Origin of the sequence: uncultured Jannaschia sp. (genome assembly GCF_947494055.1) — a bacterium.
In the GTDB taxonomy this organism is placed as follows: Bacteria; Pseudomonadota; Alphaproteobacteria; order Rhodobacterales; family Rhodobacteraceae; genus Jannaschia.
The window spans coordinates 1-251 of sequence record NZ_CANLTR010000239.1 but is presented as its reverse complement, the minus strand read 5'-3'; the positions used below and the strand labels follow the sequence as shown (position 1 = coordinate 251).

Here is a 251-nt window from a genome sequence, read left to right as displayed (position 1 = left end):
CCGAGGAAGATCTGCACCGGCGCGACCAGCGTCGCCATCCACATCGCCATCGAGAACATCGTGCGCGTCGCGGCCGAAGCCTTCTGCCCGCGCCGCCGACGCTTGAGCAGGTGATAAGCCGCCACGCCGCCGACGATGAAGGCCGTGGTCAGGTAGGCGGCCGTCACCGTATGAGCGAGGCGGAAGGGGAAGGACGGGTTGAACACGACCTGCCAGAAATCGGTGGGCAGGAACTGCCCGGTCTCCGGGTC

General features: G+C 67.3%; 1 protein-coding gene. It reads right to left on the bottom strand.

Translation table 11 applies throughout. From position 1 onward, the window contains the following. Positions 1 to 251: cytochrome ubiquinol oxidase subunit I (locus tag Q1A87_RS24000; RefSeq protein WP_299657439.1), on the bottom strand; the 251-nt coding region annotated here is incomplete at both ends.